The sequence below is a fragment of the Terriglobales bacterium genome (assembly GCA_035573675.1).
Taxonomy (GTDB): domain Bacteria; phylum Acidobacteriota; class Terriglobia; order Terriglobales; family Acidobacteriaceae; genus DATMAB01.
On record DATMAB010000009.1, the window covers coordinates 1 to 17,917 of the forward strand.

The window sequence follows — 17,917 nt, forward strand, 5'->3', positions numbered from 1 at the left end:
ACATGCGTGACTACGAGCGCCGGCAGGCGCGCGAAGAAGATTCCGAAGCTCCGCCCCCGGGCAAGGGCAACGGCGAGCACCGCGGACCCTGGGTGCACTGATGGCCGGGGTCAGCGAACTTCCGCGCTCAAGAGCACGAGCTTGCCTTTTGTGCGGGTGAGAAAGGTTACCGATTCGCCCGTATAGCAAACCAAAGCCCCTTGCAGCTCATGTGTCCTCAAGTACTCCCTGATTGACATGCCACTTTGAGGATCAACAATGCGAAAGATCTGCAACGGCTGGCGTGCCTTTTTGTCAACGCTTTGAAAAGAAACCAGTAACCTACCAGCCCTCGACATCATGAGGATAGGCTCGAAATTCCCGGACGGATGTGCGACCTGGAACTTGCGAACAGTCGTGCCACTTCCCGCAACTACATGAATCACTGGGTTGGAAAGGCGACGCATTAAGTATAGGTTCCCGTCTTCTCCGGCAGCTACAGAACCAGTCTCAATCGCAAGTTTGAGTGGCGACTCTTCTGTCCTTTCCGTCCGCTCGCCAGCCAAGTCTAGCCTGGAGATAAGGCTGCCGTCGTCATCAAACAATCCCGTGAATGGCTCGTATGGGCCTTCGGCTTGGTCATTCTCAGGTTCCAGCGTCCCTGATATGAGGAATCCCCCTTCTGGAAGTGCTGCGATTTGTGCCGGAATCAGCCGCTCATCCACTTCAAGCCTTGTCTTGCCTGAGTAGTTTCCCTCCTTGCTAAACTGCGCAACGTAGACTTCAGGTCTTCCGCTCTTGCCAAGCTCGACAAGCGCGAATACCTCGCCGGTTAATGAAACCGTGAAGTCACGGACAAAGCCACCTCGAAGTTCACCACTAGTCTCTGGCTCTAAGCTCTTTGCAGCAGTTCCATCGGCGGCAATCCTCATAATCACATTGTGTGGAGGCTTGCGTCGCGCGGGTTGCGCCAAGATATAAATATCGCCCTTACCATCACACTTGGGAGTGCCAATAATTCCAAACGGAGGAATGAAACCACCGGATACTTCCGTAGTCTTGGTAGCCTCCAGTTTAATGGGCTCTTCCGCGAGCCCCGTGGAGACAAGAATCAAAGCGATACCAAAAATTAAGCGCGACATGACTTGTCCTCCATGAAGGGCGGTCGGCTGCCTTAACAGCCGACCGGAAATCAACAACATCCACCGTAGCTAGCAGGGAAGCTCAGTCGAAGCCGCCAGCCACACTCGAAGACGCACGAGGTTGGGTGGGCGCCCACTGCCTGCTGGAAGTGTCGACTGGATCGCGGAGAAGCAAAGGGTCCGCAGCCTTCGATCGTACCGTGAATCGCTTTGTCTTTCCGATCGCTGCCGCAACAGATCGGCCTCGCTTGCAGTTTGCCGAGGCACCCCCGCACCCTGATTCTGAGCACTGGCTAATCGTGTGCTGCTCACCGTTCGTGCACGTGCAACTCGTGGAATACGCTGTGCAGCGTACCTTCGCGGCATCAGAGAAGCACCGGTATTTCTCGCAGGAACCGTCGGCGCAGGCTGCCGTGCCGGTGTCCACACAAATTCTGCCAAGACACCCTGCTTCGGCTGGCTTGGTGGCCAGGAGCACTAGAGAAATCGCAATGCCCCAAAGGATTGTGAACCGGTTAGAAAGATACGGGTGTCGCATCTTTTTCCTCCTGGCGGTTGAAGTTGTCTGAGATAGGCAGCGACGCAGCTGCCAAGGCGGGCCCCAAATGCTCCACAATCATACCCCCCCCCGGCAACCCTGAAGTCAAGGACACCCATGGATGCTCGGGCAGGACCACCCGAGCTTGCGTTCCTGCGGCCGCGTGGGCGGCGGGCTCAGTGAAGGTTGGTACGGTTTGCGCAACGCGTGGCATCGCTGGAAGCGGCGCCGCGCCGCCCGCCAGTTCGAGGTGTACATGCGTGACTACGAGCGCCGGCAGGCGCGCGAAGAAGATTCCGAAGCTCCGCCCCCGGGCAAGGGCAACGGCGAGCACCGCGGACCCTGGGTGCACTGACGCAATTCGATCAACTCCCTCCCACCGCTCATCGACCTTCCTGATTAGCGGCGCCGCTTGCGTTTCCGCTTGGCCGTTGGCGTCGCCATTCCCGGCAAACTCCCCACCACATGTAACCGCATGAAGTTCGTGGAGCCCGAGGCCATCGTCGTCCCGGCCACCACGCCCACGACGTCGCCTTTTCGGGCCACGCCCGCGGCCACCAGCGCCTGTTCGGCCACACGTACCATGTCGTCCGAAGTGGGCGCTTTCTCCGAGTACATGGGCCGCACGCCCCACAGCAGGTTCAGCCGGTTGCGCACCTCGGGGCTGGCGGTAAAGGCAAAGATGCGCGGCTTGGGCCGGTACTTGGAAATCAGGCGCGCGGTGTTGCCGGTCTCGGTGAACACGGCGATGGCGCGCATCTCCATGTTGTGCGCGGCGTGGGCCACGGATTCGCAGATGGTCTCCGCGATGGAGAGGCCGGTTTCCTCGCGCCGGCGCCGCAACCCGGTTTCCCCCATGTGGCTTTCGGCCTCATGGATGATCCGGGCCATCATCAGCACCGCTTCGCGCGGGTACTTGCCGGAAGCGGTCTCGGCGGAGAGCATCACGGCATCGGTGCCGTCGAAGATGGCGTTGGCCACGTCGCTGGCTTCGGCGCGCGTGGGCCGCGGGTGCTCGATCATGGACTCGAGCATCTGCGTGGCCGTGATCACCGGCTTGCGCCACGCGGCCGCCCGCTTGATGATGTGCTTCTGGATCACCGGCACCTGCTCGGCCGGCATCTCCACGCCCAGATCGCCGCGCGCCACCATGACGCCGTCGGCCGCCTCCAGGATCTCCTCCAGGTGGCGGATGGCCTGCGGCTTTTCCAGCTTGGCGATCACCGGGACGTCGGAGCCGCGCTCGGCGATGCGCCGCTTGGCTTCGTTGACGTCGCGCGCGGAACGCACGAACGACACCGCTACCATGTCCACGCCGTGGCGCAGGCCGAAGGCCAGGTCGTCCAGGTCCTTGTTCGTGAGTGAGGGCACACGCAGCGGCGTCCCCGGCAGGTTGATGCCCTTATGCTCGCCCAGCAGGCCGCCGTTCACCACCTCGCACTCCACGTCGGCGCCGTGCACGGCGACCACGCGCAGCTCGATCAGGCCGTCGGCCAGCAGGATGCGCGCTCCCGGGCGCACTTCGCGCGCCAGCGTGGGGAACGTGGTGGGGATGAGCTTCGCTGTCCCGGCCAGGTCGCGCGGGGTGAGGGTGAGGCGCACTCCGTCGCGCAGCACCACCGGCCTGTGGTTCTTCAGGCGCCCGGTGCGGATCTTCGGCCCCTGCAGGTCCTGGAGGATGCACAGCGTCCGATTTTCTTTTTCCGCCACGGCGCGCAGCAGGCGGATGCGCGCGGCGTGCTCTTCATGCGAGCCGTGCGAGAAGTTCAGCCGCGCCACATCCATGCCGGCGCGCACCAGCTCGCGCAGCACGGTTTCCGACGCGCTCGCCGGACCCACGGTGCACACGATCTTGGCTTTTCTCATGAGCGTGTTTGCTGCAGCGCGGCGGCCTCTTCTCTGGCCGGTTGCGGCCGCGGCGCGTGCCGCCGGTCGCCGATGGTCCGCGGATAGCGTCGGGCGTTGAACTCCGCGCCCACCAGGATGACGATGGACACCAGGTACATCCACACCAGCAGCGCGATGGCCGCACCCAGCGAGCCGTACACTACGCTATAGACGGCGAAGGTCTTTACGTACCAGGCGAACAGCGCCGTAGTAAGCAGCCAGAGGAACGTGGCCACCACCGCCCCCGGCAGCACCCGGTGCCAGGGCTGGGTACGCGGCACCCCGTGGTGGTAGATGAGCGCGATCACGGCGATGGAGGTGAGGATCGCGATCAGCCAGCGCAGGCCCGTGAACAACAGAAAAATGACCGCGCCCAACTGCTTGGTGCTGTGCAGCACCATCCAGGTCTCGATCTGTGCCCCGAAGCCCACCAGCATGGTGGCCAGGCTCAGGGGGATGAGCGCCAGCACCACCAGCAGCAGGGCGATGGCCCGTTCCTTCCAGAATCCCCAGATCTTGGGCAGCCGGTAGGCGTTGCGGAAGCCTTCCATCCAGGAGATCATGATGCCGGTAGCGGCCAGCAGCGTGAAGACGCTGCCCGTGATCAGGGGCAGCATGGGCTGCGGCGCAGCCGTCTCCACCAGGTGGCGTGCGGTGGCCGCGGCGCCTGGCGGCAGCACCCGGCCCACGGCGAAGGCGATCTCGCGCAGGAAAGCCTCGGTCTTGCGGGAGGCGGCCAGCACCGAGGCCACCAGCAGCAGGGCCGGAAACAGCGCCAGGATCGAGGAGTAGGCCGAGGCCTTGGCGATGGCGAAACAGTTGTCCTCGAAGGCGCGCCAGAAGGCCCGCCGCATCTCGTCCAGGAATTTCAGCATATGCCCTTCGGCGGATCCGGCGTCCCGGGCCGCGCCGGCGGTGGCCGTTAGCTTACTTGGCCGCGCCCGGAAGGCGCAATCCTGCGCCGCTTCGGGCCGCGGGCCGGGACGCAAAACGGGCTGAGCGGAATCGAACGAGAAAGCCCGGTCGTTATCGCTTGCTCGCGACCCACCGACGGTCGGCGGCCACCTGTGCCGGGGCCACTCCGTACCAGGAGAGCAGGCGGGGCAAACTCTGGCTGTAGATGACGGCCAGGGAATAGAGACGGTAGATAGTGGGGACGGAGTTGTAATTCTCGATGTCGGACAGCCGGCTGGCCAGCACCAGGTAGCGTGTCGACTTGCGCCGCTTTGCCACCAAACGGCTGGCGGCCTCGACCTCACGCATGGTGAGGCCGAGGCGCTGCCGTATCCTGCGAAGTTTGGCCCCGGGTCCCGGCATGCCGCCTGCTTGCAAGGCGACTGCAACTTTCGGCTTACTCTGCCGCTAGCTCTTCCCCTTCACCATCGCCCTCCTGGCGCAACAACTCGAGGGCGCGTTCCGCCTCTTCATACGCGGCCGAGACTTCCTCCTGCACCTTGGCCGCCGCCTCTTCCAGTTCGGGCGACAGGCGGACGTTGCGATAATACTCCATCCCGGTGCCCGCGGGAATCAAGCGTCCCACAATCACGTTCTCCTTCAGGCCCCGCAGGTGGTCCACCGCGCCCTGAATGGAGGCTTCGGTGAGTACCCGCGTGGTCTCCTGGAAGGAGGCGGCCGAGATGAAGGACTCGGTCGAGAGCGACGCCTTGGTGATGCCCAGCAGCAACGGACGTCCCGTCGCCGGGCGGCCGCCGGAAGCGATCACCCGCTCGTTCTCCTCGCGGAAGCGGAACTTGTCCACCTGCTGGTCCAGCAGGAACTGGGTGTCGCCCACGTCCTCCACCTTCACCCAGCGCATCATCTGACGCACGATCACTTCGATGTGCTTGTCGCTGATGGTGACGCCCTGCAGCCGGTAGACCTCCTGAATCTCGTTCACCAGGTAGGCCTGCAGCTCCTTCTCGCCCAGCACCGCCAGGATGTCATGCGGGTTGAGCGGGCCGTCCATCAGCGGCTCGCCGGCCCGTACGCGCTCGCCCTCCTGCACGTTCACGTGCACGCCGCGCGGGAGCGAGTACTCCTTCTGGGTTCCGTTCTCGTTGATCACGTACACCTTGCGCGTGCCTTTGCTGATCTCGCCGAACTTCACCACGCCGTCGATCTCGCTGATCACCGCCGTCTCGCGCGGCTTGCGGGCCTCGAACAGTTCCACCACCCGCGGCAGACCGCCGGTGATGTCCTTGGTCTTGGTGGTTTCGCGCGGGATCTTGGCCAGCACGTCGCCCGGATACACCGTGTCGCCTTCGGCCACCATCAGGTGGGCGCGCGACGGCATCAGGTAGCGCTTGGCCGTCTTGCCCTTGATGATCACCGCCGGCTGGCGCTTCTCATCCTGGGTGTCGGTCACCACGTGGCGCGAGAGGCCGGTGACTTCGTCGACTTCCTCGTGCAGGGTGAGGCCCTCTTCCAGGTCCTTGTATTGGACGGCGCCGCCGATCTCCGTCAGGATGGAGAAGGTGTAGGGATCCCACTCCACCAGCACCTGGCCGAGCGTGACCTCCTGGTTGTCCTCCACCTTGACCTTGGCGCCGTACACCACCGAGTAGCGCTCCTTCTCGCGGCCCTTCTCGTCCACGATGGTGATGGAGCCGGTGCGGTTCATCACCACCAGGGTGCCGTCCTTGGAGCGCACGGCCTGCAGGTTCTGGAAGCGCACGATGCCGTTGTTCTTGGCCTCCAGGCGCGACTGCTCCGATACCCGCGACGCCGTGCCGCCGATGTGGAAGGTGCGCATGGTGAGCTGCGTGCCGGGCTCGCCGATGGACTGCGCCGCAATCACGCCCACGGCCTCGCCCAGCTCCACCAGGCGGCCGCCCGCCAGATTGCGCCCGTAGCACATCACGCACACGCCCCGCTTGGACTCGCAGGTCAGCACCGAGCGGATCTTCACCTTCTCGATGCCCGCGGCCTGAATGTTGCCGGCCAGCTCCTCGGTGATCTCCTGGTTCACGTCCACGATGACGTTGCCTTCGTAGTCCTTGATCTTCTCCAGCGAGACCCGGCCTACGATGCGGTCGCGCAGGGGCTCGATGATTTCGCCGGACTCGACGATCGAGCCCACGTAGATGCCGTCCAGCGTGCCGCAATCCACTTCGCTGACGATCACGTCCTGGGCCACGTCCACCAGGCGCCGCGTCAGGTAGCCGGAGTCGGCCGTTTTCAGCGCCGTGTCCGCCAGGCCTTTGCGCGCGCCGTGCGTCGAGATGAAGTACTGCAGCACGGTCAGTCCTTCGCGGAAGTTCGCCGTGATGGGCGTCTCGATGATCTCGCCCGAAGGCTTGGCCATCAGCCCGCGCATGCCGGAGAGCTGCCGGATCTGCTGCTTCGAACCCCGGGCCCCGGAATCCGCCATGATGTAAATCGGGTTGATCTGGCCGGAGCGGTCCTGGTCCTGCATCACCGAGAACATCTCGTCGGCCACTTTCTCCGTGATCGCCGACCAGATCTCGATGACCTTGTTGTAGCGCTCGCCGTTGGTGATGGCGCCGTCCAGGTACTGCTGCTGGACGCCGATCACCTGCTTCTGCGCCTCGCTCACCAGCTTCGCCTTGTGCTCCGGAATCACCATGTCGTCGATGCCGATGGAAAGGCCGGCCCGGGTGGCGTACAGGAACCCGAGCTCCTTGATCTCATCCAGCATCTTCACCGTGGTCTCCAAACCGAAGCGCAGGTAGCAGTAGTTCACCAGTTGCCCGATGCCCTTCTTCTTCAACAGGCCGTTGATGAAGGGCATCCTCGGCGTGCCGTTCGCTTCCCTGGGCAGATGGTCGTTCAGGATGGCCCGGCCGACCGTGGTCTTGATGTACTGCCGCTCGTATTGCACCGGCTCGGTGTGCAGCACGTCCTGGTCGTCGTAGGCGGTGGTCAGGTCGAGCACCGGCCCGGTGTAGCGCAGCCGGATGGGCGTGAGGGTTTCCACCTCGCCCGCCTCCAGAGCCAGCAGCACCTCGTCGATATTCGCAAACGCCCGGCCTTCGCCCTTGGCCCCCGGCTTGGCCTTGGTCAGGTAGTAGAGGCCGAGCACCATGTCCTGCGTCGGCACAGTGATGGGCTGGCCCGACGCCGGCGACAGGATGTTGTGCGAGGAGAGCATGAGCACACTCGCCTCCACCTGCGCCTCCGGCGAGAGCGGGATGTGCACCGCCATCTGGTCGCCGTCGAAATCGGCGTTGAACGCGGTGCACACCAGCGGGTGGATCTTGATCGCCTTGCCCTCCACCAACACGGGCTCGAACGCCTGGATGCCCAGGCGGTGCAGCGTGGGCGCGCGGTTGAGCAGCACCGGGTGGTCCTTGATGACCTCCTCCAGGATGTCCCAGACCACTGACTCCTGCATCTCCACCAGTTCCTTCGCTTGCTTGATGGTGGTGCAATGGCCGGTCTGTTCCAGCCGGTGGTAGATGAAGGGCTTGAACAGCTCCAGCGCCATTTTCTTGGGCAGGCCGCACTGGTGCAGCTTCAGCTCCGGCCCCACCACAATCACAGAACGGCCGCTGTAATCCACGCGCTTGCCCAGCAGGTTCTGGCGGAAGCGGCCCTGCTTGCCCTTGAGTGTGTCCGAAAGCGACTTGAGCGGGCGGTTGTTGGCGCCGCGCAACACGCGGCCGCGGCGGCCGTTATCGAACAGCGCGTCCACCGCCTCCTGCAGCATGCGCTTCTCGTTGCGCACGATCACTTCCGGCGCGTGCAGGTCCATCAGCTTCTTCAGCCGGTTGTTGCGGTTGATGACGCGCCGGTAGAGGTCGTTCAGGTCGCTGGTGGCGAACCGCCCGCCGTCCAGGGGCACCAGCGGGCGCAGCTCCGGCGGGATCACCGGGATCACATCCAGGATCATCCACTGCGGCCGGTTGCCGCTCTTGCGGAAGGCCTCCACCACTTTCAGACGCTTGGCGTGCTTCAGGCGCTTCTGCAGCGACGACTCGTGCTTCATCTTGTCGCGCAGTTCGGTGGAAAGCTCCTCCACGTCCACCCGCTTGAGCAGCTCTTTGATCGCCTCGGCGCCCATCATGGCCTTGAAGCCCGTGGGACGGTACTGCTGGTCCAGTTCGCGGTAGCGCTGCTCCTCGCGCAGCACTTCCTTTTCCTTCACCGGGGCGTCACCCGCCTCCACCACCACGTAAGCCTCGAAGTACAGCACCGACTCCAAATCGCGCAGGGAGATATCCAGCAGGTGCCCGATGCGGCTGGGAAGTCCCTTGAAGAACCACACGTGTGAGCAGGGCGAGGCCAGCTCGATGTGGCCCAGGCGCTCGCGGCGCACCTTGGAGAGCGTCACCTCCACGCCGCACTTGTCGCAGATCACCCCGCGGTGCTTCATGCGCTTGTACTTGCCGCACAAACATTCCCAGTCGGTCACCGGGCCGAAGATGCGGGCGCAGAACAGCCCGTCCCGCTCCGGCTTGAAGGTGCGGTAATTGATCGTCTCCGGCTTGGTCACCTCGCCGTGCGACCAGCTCCGGATCTTCTCCGGCGAGGCCAGGCTGATGCGGATGGCGTCGAAGTCGGCGGTCATGTGTCCGATGTCGTACGGATTCGAGCGGAACAAGTGGTCCTCTGCTTCCTGCGGCGATCACGCCCGCCGCGCTGCGGCTCCCCGTTCCCTGGTCCTGCGGCCCGCCCGGAGGGAGCGCTCCGGGCGGCGCGGTCACTCTCTAGTCTGCGGCAGCCGGTGCGGGCGCCTTGCGGCCGTTGTGCATCTTCAGCAGCTCCACGTCCAGACACAGCGACTGTAATTCGCGGATGAGCACGTTGAACGACTCCGGCACGCCCGGCTCGATGGCCGCCTCGCCCTTGACGATGGCCTCGTAGATCTTGGTGCGGCCGTACACGTCGTCGGACTTCGCCGTCAGCAGTTCCTGCAGGATGTAGGCCGCCCCGTACGCCTCCAGCGCCCACACCTCCATCTCGCCGAAGCGCTGCCCGCCGAACTGCGCCTTGCCGCCCAGCGGCTGCTGCGTGATCAGCGAATACGGCCCGATGGAGCGCGCGTGGATCTTGTCGTCCACCAGGTGCGACAGCTTGAGCATGTAGATGTAGCCCACCGTGACCGGCTGTTCGAACTTGTTGCCGGTCATGCCGTCGTACAGTTCCACCTTCCCCGATTCCGGCAGCCCCGCCTCCTTCAGCAGCGACTTGATCTCCGTCTCGCGCGCGCCGTCGAACACCGGCGAGGAGAAGAACACGCCCCGCGTCATGCTCGCGGCCAGCGCTTCCAGCTCGTCGTCGTCCATCTCCGCAATGGCGTCCAGGAACGCGCTGCCCTTGAAGATCTGTTTCAGCTCGCGCCGCACCGCTTCCGCCTTCGAGTTCTCCTCCATCAGCCTGCGGATGCGCCCGCCCAGCTCGTGCGCCGCCCAGCCCAGATGCGTCTCCAGGATCTGCCCCACGTTCATGCGGCTGGGCACGCCCAGCGGGTTGAGCACGATCTCCACCGGCGTCCCGTCAGCCAGGTACGGCATGTCCTCTTCCGGCAGGATGCGCGCGATCACGCCCTTGTTCCCGTGGCGGCCGGCCATCTTGTCGCCCACGCTCAGCTTGCGCTTCATGGCGATGTACACCTTCACCAGCTTGATGACGCCCGGCGGCAGCTCATCGCCCTTGCGCAGTTTCTCTTCCCGCTCCCGCATGATCTTGCGCAGCACGTCGATCTGCCGCGACGTCATCTCCTCGATCTCATCGATCTGCTCGTTCACCCGCGGATCCTTGTCGGCGAACTTGATACGCTTCAGGTTCCGCGTCGCGATGCGCTCGATGGTGTCGCGATCGAGAATGGTGCCTTTCGTCAGCAGCCGCTTGTTGGTGCGCTCGTCGTGCAGGTCCGCCTGGACTTCCTTGCCGCCCAGCACCGCTTCCAGCCGCTTCAGCCGCTCGTCGGTCAGAATGCGGATCTCGTCCGCCAGGTTCTTCTCCAGCTTCTCGATCTGCGCCGCCTCGATGGCCTTGGCACGCTCGTCCTTCTCCTGCCCTTTGCGGGAGAAGATTTTCACGTCCACTACCGTGCCCTCGATGCCCGGCGGGCAGGTCAGCGATGCGTCGCGCACGTCCCCGGCTTTCTCGCCGAAGATGGCGCGCAGCAGTTTCTCTTCCGGGGTGAGCTGGGTCTCGCCCTTGGGCGTCACTTTGCCCACCAGGATGTCGCCCGGCTTCACCGTCGCCCCGATGCGGATCACGCCGCTCTCATCCAGGTCGCGCAGCGCCGATTCGCTCACGTTCGGGATGTCGCGCGTGATCTCCTCCGGTCCCAGCTTGGTGTCGCGCGCTTCGATCTCGAACTCCTCGATGTGCACCGACGTGTAGTAGTCCTCGCGGACCAGCTTCTCGCTCACCAGGATGGCGTCCTCGAAGTTGTATCCGCGCCACGGCATGAAGGCCACCAGGACATTGCGCCCCAGCGCCAGTTCGCCGCGGTCGGTGCAGGGGCCGTCGGCGATGACCGTGCCCTTCTCCACGCGCTCGCCTTTCTTCACCACCGGCTTCTGGTTGATGCAGGTGTTCTGGTTGGAGCGCTTGAACTTGGTGAGCTGGTAGATGTCCGAACCCACTTCGCGCGAGAGCTGCCCGGGATGGTGCTCGCCCTCCACGCGCACGATGATGCGCTCGGAGTCCACCGAATCGACGATGCCCGCGCGCCGCGCCAGCACCACCGCGCCCGAATCGCGCGCCGTCACGCCCTCCATGCCCGTGCCCACCAGCGGCGCTTCCGCCCGCAGCAGCGGCACCGACTGCCGTTGCATGTTGGCGCCCATCAGCGCGCGGTTGGCGTCATCGTGCTCCAGGAAGGGCACCAGCGACGCCGCCACCGATACCAGTTGCTTCGGGCTGACGTCCACGTAGTCCACCTCGTCGCGCTGCACCAGCACGAAGTTCCCCGCCTTGCGCGCGTTCACCAGCTCCTGCGTCAGGCGGCCGTGCTCATCCAGCTCCACGTTCGCCTGCGCGATGACGTGCCGGTCCTCCTCCCACGCCGAGAGATAGAAGGAATACGGCTCGTACTCCGCCTGCCGCCGCCGTTTCTCCTTCAGCTCGGCGTTGGTTCGGTCGGCTTCGCGCTTCTCCACGTGCTCGCCCACCTTGTAGTCGCTGTCGCCGGCGTTGATGATGGTCACGTAGTCCAGCACCTTGCCGTTCTTCACCTTGCGATAGGGCGACTCGATGAACCCGTAGTCGTTGATGCGGGCGTAGCAGCTCAGTGACGAAATCAGGCCGATGTTCGGGCCCTCCGGCGTCTCGATGGGGCAGATGCGCCCGTAGTGCGTCGGGTGCACGTCGCGCACTTCGAACCCGGCGCGCTCGCGCGAAAGCCCGCCCGGACCCAGCGCCGAGAGCCGCCGCTTGTGGGTGATCTCTGACAGCGGGTTGGTCTGGTCCATGAACTGCGAGAGCTGGCTCGATCCGAAGAACTCGCGGATGGCCGCCATCACCGGCTTGGCGTTCACCAGGTCGTGCGGCATGGCCGTCGACATCTCCTGGTACACGCTCATCTTTTCCTTGATGGCGCGCTCCATGCGCACCAGCCCGATGCGGAACTGGTTCTCCAGCAGCTCGCCGACCGCGCGCACGCGCCGGTTGCCCAGGTGGTCGATGTCGTCCACCGTCCCCAGGTTCCGCCGCAGCTTCAGCAGGTAGCGGATGGTGGCGTAGAAGTCCTCGGGCTCCAGCGTCCGGTTGTCCAGGTTCGTGGCTTCGGCGTTGTCGAACAGCTTGATGTTGAACTTCAGCCGGCCCACCCGCGAAAAATCGTACTTGCGCGGGTCGAAGAACATGCCGTGGAACAGCGAGGTCGCCGTATCCAGCGTGGGCGGATCGCCCGGCCGCAGCTTGCGGTAGATCTCGATCAGCGCTTCCTGCGGCGTCTTCACCGAGTCCTTGCGCAGGGTGTGGCTGATCATCACCCCCACCTCGTCGCGCTCCGGGAAAAACACCTGCAGTTCGGTCACCCCGGCGTCCATCAGCTTCAGCAGCTTGTCGCTGGTGATTTCGGAGTTGGCTTCCAGCAGGACTTCGCCGCTCGAGGTGTCCACCACGTCGGCCACCGTCCAGGCGCCCTCCAGCTCCGTGGCTTCGACCTCGACCTCTCCGATCTTCGCCTTCTGCAGTTCCTTGAGCGCGCTGGCGTTGATCTTGCGCCCCGAATGCACGATCTCGTCGCCCGACTTCGACGTCACCCGGTGCGCCGGCCGCGCTCCCACCAGGTGCGTCGGCTTTTCGCCCGTCGGCTCCACCTGCCAGAACAGCTTCTTGTCGCGCAGCGCGATGCGGTCCACGGTGTAGAACGTGCGCAGGATGTCCTCATCCGTGCGCAGCCCCAGCGCCCGCAGGAAGATGGTGCCCAGGAACTTCCGCTTGCGGTCGATGCGCACATACAGCACGTTCTTCAGGTCGTATTCGAACTCCACCCACGACCCGCGGTAGGGGATGATCTTTCCCAAAAAGTAGGTCCGGTTGTTGGCGGTCTCGAAGAACACGCCCGGCGAGCGGTGCAACTGGCTCACGATCACTCGCTCGGTCCCGTTGATGACGAAGGTTCCGTTCGAGGTCATCAGGGGCACATCGCCGAAGAACACTTCCTGTTCCTTGATGTCGCGGATCGAGCGCTCGCCCGTCTCCGGATCCTTCTCGAAGATGGTCAGGCGGATGGTGACCTTCAGCGGCGCGCTGTAGGTCATGCCCCGCTCTTCGCACTCCACCACGTCGTACTTGAGCTGCATGCCCACCGGGTCGCCGCACTTGCCGCAGAAATCGGGCGTGTTGGCGTTGTACGTGCCGCACTTCGCGCACAGCACATCCCCGGGGTGGAACGGGTCGGTGATCACCGTCGAGCCGCAGTTCTTGCACGTGGTGCGCAGGTGGTGCAGCCCCTTCAGGTGGCCGCACTTGCACTCCCAGTTCCCGATGGCGTAGTCCACAAAATCCAGTTGCGACACGTTGCGGAAGTCGGTGATGGGGAACACCGACTGGAACACCGCCTGCAGGCCCGTGTCCTCGCGCTCCGCCGGCAGCCGGTCCATCTGCAGAAAGCGGTCATAGCTGCGCTTCTGCACTTCGATCAGATTGGGGATCTGGAGAGCGGCCGGGATCTTGGCGAAATCCAGCCGCCCGCGCACTACCTTGCTGTTCTTGTTCGACATCCCTTGCTCCCTGCCTGCCCCGGGCCTTGCCCAGGGCGGCTTCGAGGACCCGGCGCCGCTACGCCCGGTCCTCCATCCTCAGAAAGCGCGGCAGCGCCCGCGAAGAAAGACCTCCCCGTGAGCGCCGTTGGCGGCACTTGCCATGGCCTGAATTGTTGCTTGCCGCGCCAGTTCGAAGCCTGTACGTCTCAACCTTCTGCTGAAAAACCTTCGTTCGGAGGAGCGCGACTTCAGTCGTGCCGCCGACTCCGGCCGATGCTGTCGTTCCGAGCGCGCTCGCGCTCCCGAGCCCGAGCGCAGCCGAGGGGCCGGAAGAAAGTGGGCGCGCGGAACTAACGTTCCCGCAACCGCCACAACTCGACGCCCCCGGTCTGCCCGTCGAAGTCCCTACTTCACTTCCACGGTGGCGCCGGCCTCGGCAAATTTCTTCTTGATGTTCTCCGCCTCTTCCTTGGAGACGCCTTCCTTCACCGTCTTGGGGGCGCCGTCCACCAGGTCCTTGGCCTCCTTCAGGCCCAGGCTGGTGACTTCGCGCACCGCCTTGATGACGTTGATCTTGTTCGCGCCCACGTCCTTGAGGACGACGGTGAATTCCGTCTTCTCCTCCGCCGCCGGCGCGCCCGCCGCCGCCGCTCCGCCGCCCGCCATCACCACCGGCGCGGCGGCCGCCGCTGAGACGCCCAGCCGCTCCTCCAGGCGCTTCACCAGCTGCGCCGCGTCCAGCAGCGACAGCCCTACGATCTGTTCTTCCAACTGCTGCAAATCAGCCATTTCTTTTGTCTCCGCCTTGGTTGAAGATTTTCAATGACTCGATGATTCAGTGATTCATTCCGCAAATTTCTTTTCCTGGACGCCCTGGTTCACCACCACCGCCAGGTTCCGGCCCACGGCGTTCATCGCCGTCACCAGCCGCTGTGCCGGCGCGTTCATCAGGAACAGGAGCTTGGAGAAGATCTCCTCCCGTGACGGCATGGTCGCCAGGGCCTCGATCTCCGCCACCGACATCACGCGGCCTTCGACCACCGCCGCCTTGAAGCTGTATTCCGGGTTGTCCTTGGCGTACTTGGCCAGGGCCTTGGCCAGCGCCACCGGATCGCCCTCGGTGTAGGCGATCGAAGTCACCCCGGTCAGATCCTTCATCACCGGTTCCACCCGGGTTCCCTGCGCCGCCCGCTCCGCCAGCGTGTTCTTCACTACCCGGTAGCGCGCCCCGGCCGCGCGCACGCTCTTGCGCAGCTCGAAATCCTGCGACACCTTGAGCTTGGAGAACGTCCCCACGATCATGTGGCTGGCCCGCGCCAGCTCCGCGCTCAGCTTCTCGACCTGCTCGACTTTTCGCGCTTTCGTAACCGCCATCTCTCTATGTCCTTGCTCGAAACTCGAAACTTGAAACTCGATCACTACGCTTTCGCTGCCGCCTCGGCCGCGCTGGTGTCGATGGCAATCCCCGGACCCATGGTCGACGACAGGGTCACGCCCTTGATGTACTTGCCCTTGGCGGTCGCCGGCTTGGCCTTGATCACGCTCGAGATCACCGTGGCCGCGTTCTCCACCAGCTTTTCCGGCGCGAAGCTGATCTTGCCCACCGGCACATGCACCAGCGCCGTCTTGTCGGTGCGGAACTCAACCTTGCCGGCCTTGATCTCGGCTACCGCCTTGGCCACGTCGAAGCTCACCGTGCCCGTCTTGGGATTGGGCATCAGGCCCCGCGGTCCCAGGATCTTCCCCAGCCGCCCCACCGCCTTCATCATGTCCGGGGTGGCGATCACCGCGTCGTAGTCGATCCAGTTCTCTTTCTGGATCTTCTCCACCATCTCCTCGCCCCCCACGAAGTCGGCCCCCGCCTGCTCGGCCTCCTTCACCTTCTCGCCGCTGGCGATGACCAGCACCTTCTTCGACTTCCCCAGGCCGTGCGGCAGCACCACCGTGCCCCGCACCATCTGGTCAGCATGCTTGGGATCCACCCCCAGCCGCATGGTCACTTCCACCGTCTCGTCGAACTTGGCGTAGCGTACCCTCTGCAGCAGCGGCACCGCGTCCTCCAGTGTGTAGGGACGCTTCTCCACCGCCGCCCTCGCCTTGGTGATGTTCTTTCCCGCTTTCCTCATCTCTTCCCTGTCTCCCACCGCTCCGCCTCATCTCCGGCGGGCCGTAGTGTTTGCGACTTCAATTTCGCGATTCCGCAGTTCCGCACTTCCGCACTCACGCGACCACTTCGATCCCCATGCTCCGCGCCGTGCCCTTGATCGACTTGATGGCGCTCTCGATCGAGGCCGCGTTCAGGTCCGGCATCTTCTGCCGCGCGATCTCCTCCACCTGTTTCTCGGTCACCTTGCCCACCTTCTCCTTGTTGGGCGTGCCCGAACCCTTGGCGATGCCCGCCGCCCGCTTCAGCAACACCGCTGCCGGCGGCGTCTTGGTGATGAACGTGAACGAGCGGTCGTTGTACACGGTGATCACCACCGGGATGATCAGCCCGTCCAGTTCCTTGGCGCTCGTGCGCGCGTTGAACTGCTTGCAGAACTCCATGATGTTGACCTGCGCCTGCCCCAGCGCCGGCCCCACCGGAGGCGCCGGCGTCGCCTTCCCTGCCGGAATCTGCAGCTTCACGCTTCCTGTGACTTTCTTCGCCGCCATGTTTTGCCTTTTTTTCTGCTTCTTTGAAAGGGCGCCGCCTCAGCCGCGCCGTACGACTTCCCAACGTTCTGGGGCTTTAGCCCCTCAGTCCACTCGCCACTGACCACTAGCCACTCTTCTCGACTTGCCCGAACTCCAACTCCACCGGCGTCGACCGCCCGAAGATGGTGACCATCACCTTCAGCGTCTCCCGGTCCTCGTTCACCTCGTCCACCACGCCGGTGAAGCTGGCGAACGGTCCTTCGATGATCTTGACGGTCTCGTTCTTCTCGAACCGCACCTTGAGCTTGGGCTTCTCCCGGCCGGTCTCCACCCGGTAGACGATCTGGTTCACTTCGTCTTCGGAAAGCGGGGTCGGCTCGGTGGCCGTGCCCAGGAAACCGGTCACCCGCGGCGTCGCCTTGACCATGTGCCACACCTGGTCGCCCTCGCCGCCGCTGCGGAAACCCGTCAGGTCCATCTCCACCAGAACGTATCCCGGATAGAACATGCGCTCGGTGGTGTACTTCTTTCCGCCGCGCACTTCCGTCACCGGCTCGGTGGGGATCAGCACCCGGCCGACTTTTCCCTCCAGGTGGAAGGCCTTCACCCGCGACTCCAGCGACTCCTTCACCTTGCGTTCGAACCCGCTGTAGGTGTGCACGATGTACCACTTCATGTTCGGGTTCGCCGGGCGCTCGGGCGCAGCCGGCGGCGCTTCCGCCTCCGCCGTCCCTTTGGGGGCCGCGGCTTCGGCCGCGCTCTCCGCCTGCTCGATCTTGTCCTCTTCGTTCATGCCCCTCCGGGCCCGCTTCCTTCCCCTATTGGAACGACCGGAACAACCGCTCGATGGCCCGCCCCAGAATGCTGTCGATGATGAAGAAGTACACCCCGAACAGGAACACCGCGATGATCACCACCATGGTCGTCGCCTGCACTTCCTTACGCGACGGCGTGGAGACCTTCTTCATCTCCGTGCGCACATCGGTGTAGAAGCTCTTGATCCGCGCCGGCCACGACCTGACCTTCCCGACGGCCCCGTTCTCTTCCATCAGCCGCACCGCTTCCGACTTCGCCATCTCGTCTTTCCCTGCTTCCTGCGTCCTGCCACCTGTGCCCTTACGTTTTTTCCGCCGGGCGCCGCCGCCTCAAAAGGCCTGGCAGGGGCGGAGGGATTCGAACCCCCAAGTCCGGTTTTGGAGACCGGCAGTTTAACCGTTGAGCTTACGCCCCTGAACCGATTGCCGAATTGTTCCATTGCCGGATTGCCGGATTTCCAATTCTCCGAATTCCGCAATTCGGCAATTCCGCAATTACTTCGCTTCCTTGTGCGGCGTGTGCTTACGGCACTTGCGACAGAACTTGCTGAACTCCAGCCGGTCCGTGGTCGTCTTCCGGTTCTTGGTCGTCGAATAGTTCCGGTCTTTGCACACCGTGCACTGCAAGGTCACGATCTCTCGCATAGCGTCCCTACTTCAGGATCTCCGTCAGGGTGCCGGCGCCCACCGTGCGTCCGCCCTCGCGGATGGCGAACCTGAGCCCCTTCTCCAGGGCCACCGGCGTGATCAGCTCCACTTCCAGGTTCACGTTGTCCCCCGGCATCACCATCT

The 17,917-nt window shown here is 64.3% G+C and carries 14 protein-coding genes and 1 tRNA gene; 1 reads left to right on the forward strand and 14 read right to left on the reverse strand.

The annotated features are described in order from the left end of the window. Nucleotides 1–110: 110 nt before the first annotated feature. Nucleotides 111–1,121: a hypothetical protein gene (locus VNK82_02020; protein HXE89720.1), complete on the reverse strand. Its 1,011-nt coding sequence runs from the start codon at nt 1,119–1,121 to the stop codon at nt 111–113. Nucleotides 1,122–1,780: 659 nt separating this feature from the next. Here VNK82_02020 and VNK82_02025 point away from each other — a divergent pair. Next, the gene (locus VNK82_02025; GenBank protein ID HXE89721.1) at nt 1,781–2,014 is read left to right on the forward strand and encodes a hypothetical protein; all 234 of its coding nucleotides are present in this window, start codon (nt 1,781–1,783) and stop codon (nt 2,012–2,014) included. A gap of 44 nt (nt 2,015–2,058) precedes the next feature. Here the strand turns inward: VNK82_02025 and pyk are convergent, their stop codons facing one another. The 13 genes from pyk to rpmG form a co-directional block, all read right to left on the reverse strand. Beyond that, nucleotides 2,059–3,525 carry a pyruvate kinase gene (gene pyk / locus VNK82_02030; protein ID HXE89722.1) on the reverse strand — a complete coding sequence of 489 codons (1,467 nt, stop codon included), beginning with the start codon at nt 3,523–3,525 and terminating at the stop codon, nt 2,059–2,061. Then, a complete protein-coding gene (locus tag VNK82_02035; GenBank protein ID HXE89723.1) occupies nt 3,522–4,421 on the reverse strand; it encodes a YihY/virulence factor BrkB family protein in 900 nt (299 codons plus the stop codon). Before VNK82_02035 ends, pyk begins: the two co-directional genes overlap by 4 nt. A gap of 151 nt (nt 4,422–4,572) precedes the next feature. Then, nucleotides 4,573–4,863, reverse strand: a complete 291-nt coding sequence (locus VNK82_02040; GenBank protein HXE89724.1) for a hypothetical protein — start codon at nt 4,861–4,863, stop codon at nt 4,573–4,575. A 34-nt stretch (nt 4,864–4,897) separates the two neighbouring features. After that, a complete protein-coding gene (gene rpoC, locus VNK82_02045) occupies nt 4,898–9,109 on the reverse strand; it encodes a DNA-directed RNA polymerase subunit beta' (GenBank protein ID HXE89725.1) in 4,212 nt (1,403 codons plus the stop codon). Nucleotides 9,110–9,215: 106 nt separating this feature from the next. Beyond that, nucleotides 9,216–13,691, reverse strand: a complete 4,476-nt coding sequence (gene rpoB, locus VNK82_02050; protein ID HXE89726.1) for a DNA-directed RNA polymerase subunit beta — start codon at nt 13,689–13,691, stop codon at nt 9,216–9,218. Nucleotides 13,692–14,078: 387 nt separating this feature from the next. After that, nucleotides 14,079–14,462, reverse strand: a complete 384-nt coding sequence (gene rplL, locus VNK82_02055; protein ID HXE89727.1) for a 50S ribosomal protein L7/L12 — start codon at nt 14,460–14,462, stop codon at nt 14,079–14,081. Nucleotides 14,463–14,516: 54 nt separating this feature from the next. Continuing rightward, on the reverse strand, nt 14,517–15,047 hold the full coding sequence (rplJ, locus tag VNK82_02060; protein ID HXE89728.1) for a 50S ribosomal protein L10: 531 nt from the start codon (nt 15,045–15,047) through the stop codon (nt 14,517–14,519). A 44-nt stretch (nt 15,048–15,091) separates the two neighbouring features. Then, the gene (rplA, locus tag VNK82_02065) at nt 15,092–15,799 is read right to left on the reverse strand and encodes a 50S ribosomal protein L1 (protein HXE89729.1); all 708 of its coding nucleotides are present in this window, start codon (nt 15,797–15,799) and stop codon (nt 15,092–15,094) included. A gap of 94 nt (nt 15,800–15,893) precedes the next feature. Then, nucleotides 15,894–16,328: a 50S ribosomal protein L11 gene (gene rplK / locus VNK82_02070; protein ID HXE89730.1), complete on the reverse strand. Its 435-nt coding sequence runs from the start codon at nt 16,326–16,328 to the stop codon at nt 15,894–15,896. A 106-nt stretch (nt 16,329–16,434) separates the two neighbouring features. Next, nucleotides 16,435–17,103, reverse strand: coding sequence for a transcription termination/antitermination protein NusG (nusG, locus tag VNK82_02075; protein ID HXE89731.1), 669 nt, complete (start codon nt 17,101–17,103; stop codon nt 16,435–16,437). A gap of 25 nt (nt 17,104–17,128) precedes the next feature. Next, nucleotides 17,129–17,386 carry a preprotein translocase subunit SecE gene (gene secE / locus VNK82_02080; protein ID HXE89732.1) on the reverse strand — a complete coding sequence of 86 codons (258 nt, stop codon included), beginning with the start codon at nt 17,384–17,386 and terminating at the stop codon, nt 17,129–17,131. Nucleotides 17,387–17,465: 79 nt separating this feature from the next. Beyond that, a tRNA-Trp gene (locus VNK82_02085) sits at nt 17,466–17,541 on the reverse strand. A gap of 79 nt (nt 17,542–17,620) precedes the next feature. Further along, nucleotides 17,621–17,770: a 50S ribosomal protein L33 gene (gene rpmG, locus VNK82_02090; GenBank protein HXE89733.1), complete on the reverse strand. Its 150-nt coding sequence runs from the start codon at nt 17,768–17,770 to the stop codon at nt 17,621–17,623. Nucleotides 17,771–17,917: the final 147 nt, after the last annotated feature.